Genomic DNA, 6,113 nt, shown 5'->3' on the forward strand with positions numbered 1-6,113 from the left:
GTACGTCCAGTACGAGGCCGACTCGGGCGCACGCCCAGCCGGGCGCCCAACGCCGCGCGCTGATCTGCCAAGATCCGCCGGACAGGCCCTAGGCCGAGGTCAGCGCGGCTTCTTGAAACCCAGGGTCGTGGCGTCCTTCTTGGTGTAGATGGTGCCGTCCGTGTCCTTGCTGAAGTCGCCGACCTTGGCGGCCGTGGGCGGGGTGTAGCGCTTGGGCAGCTGGATGTTCTTGGCCATGGTTCTCTCCTCTGCATCGAGGCCGAAGCCTGTGGATGGCGTGACTCCATTGGGACCGCTGGCCGCCGGGAGTGTCCAGTCGCATCGTCAGATCCGGCCAATGACGGGGAAATTCACGTTTCCGCAGGTGGATCGCGGACGGAACGTCTTTCGGCCGGATCGGCCGGAAAGGTAGTTGGGACACAGAAGTGAACTGTGGCAACAGGAGTGTCCATGCCAAACGCTTTCTTGACGACGTTCGAATGTGATGGAACGACAATCATCCTGCTTCTTTCGGTGGGTGAATGGCGTGATCCATGGGGGAAGTGGACCTTGCCCGGTTGTGCCGCCTTCCCCCGGTGGTGCACGGTTCCGGAGAACCGGCGGCACCCACGCCGCCGTGACACCTGGGGGTGGGCTCGTGCAGTCGCTCAACGACCACCTGGTGGTCCTTCCGGACTCCCCGGACGGCGCCCGGGTCCATCGCCGACTCGGCGACACGGCACCACGGTCCGTCGCCCACGCGTCCGGACGGCCCTGGCTGGCCGGGTCGTGGTCGCCGGAGGACCTGGTGGTGTCCGAGGCCGGCCCCGTCCGGGTCGCGGTCCACGGGCTGAGCCCGGTCGGGCAGGACCGCCTCGACGCCCTCACCCGCACGGTGCGCGAACTGTCCGACCTGGACGCGCTCGCCCGCAGCCTCCCCGGCAACACCCATGTGATCGCCTCGGCCCACGGCTGGGTGCGCTTCCAGGGCACCGTCACCGGCACCAGGGCGGTGTACACCGCCCTCGTGGACGGCGTGCCGATCGCCGCGGACCGGGCCGACGTGCTCGCCGGGCTCACCGGCGCCGAACCGGACGAGGACCTGATCGCCGCGAGCGTGACGTACGGCATGCTCTTCGCCCCGCTGGGCGAACGCAGTTGGTGGCGCGGCGTCCGGCAGGTCGCCCCCGACTCCTGCCTGCTGCTGCCCACCGCCGGCCCCGCCCGGGACGTCCGCTGGTGGCAGCCCCCGGAGCCCGACCTCCCGCTGGACCCCGGGGCCGCCGGAGTGCGCGAGCGGCTGCGCGAGGCGGTCGCCCTGCGCCGGCCCGACGGGCGGCTGTCGGCCGACCTCTCCGGCGGCATGGACTCCACCTCGCTGTGCTTCCTCGCCGCCGAACACCACCCCGACCTGCTGACCTTCTGCTGGACCGGCGGCAGCGCCATCAACGACGACCCGGTGTACGCCGCCCACGCCGCCCGCCTGCTGCCGGGCGCCCAGCACCTGAGCGTGCCGGACACCGACGCCCCGCCAGTGTTCTCCCCGCCGTACTGGGCGGTCGACACCGAGGCCCCGCGCGCCGCGACCCGCGGCATGAACGCCATCCGGTACGGGATCCGCCACCTCGTCGACCACGGCGCCACCCGGCACCTGGCCGGCCACGGCGCCGACGAACTGTTCACCGGCGGGGCCGCCTACCTGCGCACGCTCTTCCGCCACCGGCCGGTGACCGCCTGGCGCCAGCTCAGCGCCCACCGCGCCCTGAACAGCTGGCCGTTGCTGCCCAGCCTCGCCGGGCTGCTGCGCGGCGGAGACCTCGGCACCTGGTGGCGGCAGTGCGCCGACGACCTGGCCCGCACCGCCCCGCCGTCCCGGGGGCCCGCCCTCGGCTGGGGGGAGCGGCTCCCGGCCACACCCTGGGCCACCGGCGACGCGGTGCGCACCACCCAGCGGGTCTTCCACGAGGTCGCCGGCCGGATCGTCCCGCTGGCCCGGGACCGGGGACAGCATGAGGCCCTCACCGCCCTGCGCAGCGCCGGCCCGGTGCTGCGCCTGGTCTGCCGCGAGTACACCGCCTCCGGGCTCCCGCTGGAACTCCCGTACCTGGACGACCGGGTGGTCGAGGCCGTGCTGGCCGTCCGGCCCCACGAGCGGTACAGCCCCTGGCAGTTCAAGCCCGTGCTGGCGACCGCGATGCGCGGGCTGGTGCCCGGGACGATCCTCGACCGGACCACCAAGGGCGACTGCGAGGAGCCCGTCGACCGCGCCCTCCAGGAACACGTCCCCGACCTGCTGGACCTGTTCGAGGACTCCCGGCTGGCGCACCTGGGCCTCATCGACCCGGACCGGCTCCGGACCACCCTGATCACACCCCCGCGCACCGAGGACGTCTGGTCCGCCCAACTGGAGGCCACGATCGGCGCCGAGCTGTGGCTGCGGGAGATCGCCGCCCGGCCCGGCGCGTTCGCCGCCCGCCCCGGCGCGCCCGCCGCATCGACCGAGCGGACCCTCAGCGGCACCGGCCGCCCCGGCCGCGCACCCCACCCCGAGGAGAATCCGTGACCAGCCCGCCCTACGCCCTCCGGGCCCGCACCCGGCTGCCCCTGCACCGGCGCCTGCTGCCGCTGGCCGCCGTGGCCGTCGCCCGGCCGCTGTCCACGCTGCGGCCCGACCGCCTCCAGGCCGTCCTCGGCGTCCTCAGCACCGGCGCCCGCCCGGGCACCGCCGCCCAGGCCTCCGAGGCCCGGGCCGCCGTCGTCGCCGTCAGCCTGCGCTGCGCCGTGCACAACTGCCTCCAACGCTCCATCGCCACCGCCCTGCTCTGCCGGTTCAGGGGCGCCTGGCCCACCTGGCAGGCCGGCGTGCGCACCACGCCCTTCGCCGCCCACGCCTGGGTCGAGGCGGAGGGCCGGGTCATCGACGAGCCCTACCCCGACGGCTACTTCCGGCCGCTGGTCACCGTCGCCCCCAAGCAGCCGGCGCGCACGGCCTGACGGCCCGACCCGCCCGCCGTCCCGGCCCGCACCGGCCCCGGCCCGCACCGGCCCCGACCCGCCCGCCACCCCGACGCATCCGGAGAAGGCCCCGACCATGACGCTCCGCCTGACCGACCACACCGTGTCCACCGACACCGACGACGGCGCCGTGCTGCTCAGCCGGCGCACCGGGCACTACTGGCAGCTCAACCAGACCGGCGCCTACGCGCTCCAACGGCTGCTGGACGGCAGCACCCTGGACCAGGTCGCCGAGGAGTTCGCCGACCACTTCGCCATCGCGCCGACCCAGGCGCGCCAGGACCTGACCGCCATGACCGAACGGCTGCGCACCTCCGGCCTCGTCGAGACCGGCTGACCGAGCACCCGACGCCCCACGAAGGGAGACGTGCGTACGATGCTCCGCCAGCTGTGGACCCTCACCAGGGGCCGGCGACGCGCCCTGGGCGCCGCCCTGCTGCTCACCCTGACCGCCGCCGGAGTCGGCGTCGCGCAGCCGCTGGCGGCCAAGGGCGTGGTCGACGCCGTCACCTCGCACCGACCGCTGCTGCTGCCGTGCGCCGTCCTCGTCCTGCTGCTGCTCACCCAGGCACTGATCGGGGCCTGCGCCACCTTTCTGCTGGAACGCACCGGCGAGCGCTTCGTGCTGGGCCTGCGCACCGGTCTGACCGCGCACCTGCTGCGGGTCCGGATGGACGCCTTCGACCGCCAGCGGGTCGGCGACCTGATGGCGCGCGCCTCGACGGACGTGGTCGTGCTGCGCGAGGCGCTGACCCACGTCTCGGTCCAGATCGCCACCAACCTGTGCGTCGCGCTGGGCAGCGTCGTCGCCATGTTCGTGCTGGACCCGCTGCTGATGCTGCTCATCCTGGGGGTGCTGCTCGGCTGCGGCCTGGTGATCAACCGGCTGTCGGCCGAGATCGGCCGCACCTCCACGGCGCTGCAGACCGCGGTGGGCGCGATCTCCGCTGGACTGGAGCGCGCCCTGTCCGCGCTGCGCACCGTCCGGGCCAACCGTGCCGAGCAGCGGGAGATCGACCACCTCGACGCCCTCGCGCACCGCGCCTACGACGCCGCGGTGCGCAGCGCCCGGCTCACCGCCGTGGTCGCCCCCACCGCCCAACTCGCCATCAACGCCGCCTTCATCCTGGTGCTGCTGTTCGGCACGGCCCGGGTCGACCAGGGCGCCCTGTCGCTCGGCGCCCTGGTGGCGATGCTGCTCTACGCCTCCCAACTCACCGGCCCCGTCACCGAACTGATGGAGGGCATCGCCTCGGTGAACCGGGCCAAGGGGTCCGTGGAACGCGTCCAGGAGGTGTACGCGCTCCCCGTCGAGGAGGACACCCCGGCCCGGCCCGGCCGTGCCACCCCGCCGCGCCCCGCCGGCCGCGGGCCGGCGCCCGCGCTGGAACTGCGCGACCTGCGGTTCGGCTACAGCCCGGACGCCCCCGTCCTCCAAGGGCTCTCCCTCACCGTGCCGCAGCACGCGCTGGTCGCCCTGGTGGGACCGTCGGGGGCCGGGAAGTCGACCACCTTCGCCCTGATCAACCGCTTCTACGAACCCTGGAGCGGCAGCCTGCGGATCGACGGGCAGCCCGCCGCCGACCTCGGCCTCGCCCAGTGGCGATCCCACCTCGGCTGGGTCGAACAGGACTGCCCGATCCTGCACGGAACCCTGCGCGACAACCTCCGCTACGCCGCGCCGGACGCCACCGACGAGCGGCTCCGGCAGGTCCTCGACCTGGTCAACCTCACCCGGAAGGTGAACCGCCTGCCGGACGGGCTCGACAGCGAGGTCGGCGAACGCGGCGTACGCCTCTCCAGCGGCGAACGGCAACGCGTCGCCATCGCCCGCGCCCTCCTGGCCCGCCCCCGGCTGCTGCTGATGGACGAACCCACCGCCCACCTCGACCCGGCCAACGAGGCCGCCCTGACGCTCAACCTGCACGCCCTCCGGGAGGAGTGCGCCATCCTCGTCATCGCCCACCGGATGTCCACCATCGAGGCGGCCGACACCGTCGTCATGCTCTCCGACGGCACCGCCACCGCCACCGGCACCTACCCCGAACTCTTCCACGGCCACCCGGACTTCCGGCAGCTCGCGGGCCACCACCGGCCGGGCTGACTGATCATCACCGGGCGGGTGTTGTCAACCGGCCCGCCCCCGAACGCGTGTCACAGTCCCGTCCCTGTCACGTCCTGGTGATTGTGACGCCGGAGGTGCCACCGAATCCGGTGGTCCGACGTCTTGTGGAGTGTTCCAAGCAGTCAGCACACACCGTCATCGGGGAGCCACCATGTCCGTCCGCCACCGTCGTCCGCTGCTCGTCGCCACCGTTCTCGCCGGCGCGGGGCTGGCGCTGACCGCCTGCGGGCCCGACAACACCGACACGGCCGCCGGGCCGGCGCCCTCCGCGAGCAACACGGTGGCCGCGAAGCCGACGGCGGGCGGTCCGGCCCCGGCGGGCGCGCCCACCACGGGCACGGGCGCGCGGCCCACCACGCACGCGCCGTCCGGCGGCAGCACCAAGTCCGGCTCCGGGGGCGCGGCCGGTGGCCCGTGCGACGTCCAGAACCTCTCGATCCACCTGTCGGCCCGCTCCGGCGCGCCCAGCCAGCGGGTGATCGAGGTGCAGAACAAGGGCGGCGGCGCGTGCACCCTGAGCGCCACGCCGGGTGTGGACCTGGGCAACTCCGCGACCCGCGACCAGAGCAAGAACCTCAAGCCGATCCTCGCCGCCGGGACCATGCGGTACACCGTCGCGGCGGGCAAGACCGCCTACGTGGTGCTCGACCTCGACCCGAGCGGTGCCACCGCCGGGACCACCCCCGGCATCAACGAGGTCAACGTGCTGGCCGACGACGAGGACGGCAACATGCCGCTGGCGAGCATCCAGAACTTCCCGCTCGGGGCCGACGCCAAGGTCCTGAACCCCTCGATGGGCATGTACCGGGCCACCCTGGCCGAGGCCGTCGCCTCCGTGGCCTCCGCTCCCAACTAAGCCTCTCCTGTGCGTTCGTGGGGGCGGCGGGGCCCGCCCCCCCGGCCCCCCGGGGCCCGGTGGGGGGCCGCCGGGGGGGGCCCCCCCGCCGCCGGCGGGCGCCCGGGCCGCGCCCCCCCCCCCCGCCCCGCGGGCCGC

The 6,113-nt window shown here is 74.3% G+C and carries 6 protein-coding genes; 5 read left to right on the forward strand and 1 reads right to left on the reverse strand.

The features are described from left to right. Positions 1 to 99: 99 nt before the first annotated feature. A complete protein-coding gene (locus ACFWXO_RS44500) occupies positions 100 to 237 on the reverse strand; it encodes a hypothetical protein (RefSeq protein WP_380397777.1) in 138 nt (45 codons plus the stop codon). A 400-nt stretch (positions 238 to 637) separates the two neighbouring features. Between ACFWXO_RS44500 and ACFWXO_RS44505 the strand changes: the two genes are divergently transcribed. The 5 genes from ACFWXO_RS44505 to ACFWXO_RS44525 all read left to right on the forward strand — a co-directional run bounded on the left by ACFWXO_RS44505 (position 638) and on the right by ACFWXO_RS44525 (position 5,975). Then, positions 638 to 2,542, forward strand: a complete 1,905-nt coding sequence (locus tag ACFWXO_RS44505; RefSeq protein ID WP_380532769.1) for an asparagine synthase-related protein — start codon at positions 638 to 640, stop codon at positions 2,540 to 2,542. Continuing rightward, positions 2,539 to 2,973, forward strand: a complete 435-nt coding sequence (locus ACFWXO_RS44510) for a lasso peptide biosynthesis B2 protein (RefSeq protein WP_380397781.1) — start codon at positions 2,539 to 2,541, stop codon at positions 2,971 to 2,973. The genes ACFWXO_RS44505 and ACFWXO_RS44510 overlap by 4 nt, the downstream gene beginning before the upstream one ends. A 97-nt stretch (positions 2,974 to 3,070) precedes the next feature. Beyond that, on the forward strand, positions 3,071 to 3,331 hold the full coding sequence (locus tag ACFWXO_RS44515) for a lasso peptide biosynthesis PqqD family chaperone (protein ID WP_380532772.1): 261 nt from the start codon (positions 3,071 to 3,073) through the stop codon (positions 3,329 to 3,331). Between the two features lie 39 nt (positions 3,332 to 3,370). After that, positions 3,371 to 5,098 carry an ABC transporter ATP-binding protein gene (locus ACFWXO_RS44520; RefSeq protein WP_380532775.1) on the forward strand — a complete coding sequence of 576 codons (1,728 nt, stop codon included), beginning with the start codon at positions 3,371 to 3,373 and terminating at the stop codon, positions 5,096 to 5,098. A 172-nt stretch (positions 5,099 to 5,270) separates the two neighbouring features. Beyond that, positions 5,271 to 5,975: a DUF4232 domain-containing protein gene (locus tag ACFWXO_RS44525; RefSeq protein WP_380532778.1), complete on the forward strand. Its 705-nt coding sequence runs from the start codon at positions 5,271 to 5,273 to the stop codon at positions 5,973 to 5,975. Positions 5,976 to 6,113 lie beyond the last annotated feature (138 nt).

The sequence above is a fragment of the Kitasatospora sp. NPDC059088 genome (assembly GCF_042738155.1).
Taxonomy (GTDB): Bacteria; Actinomycetota; Actinomycetes; order Streptomycetales; family Streptomycetaceae; genus Kitasatospora.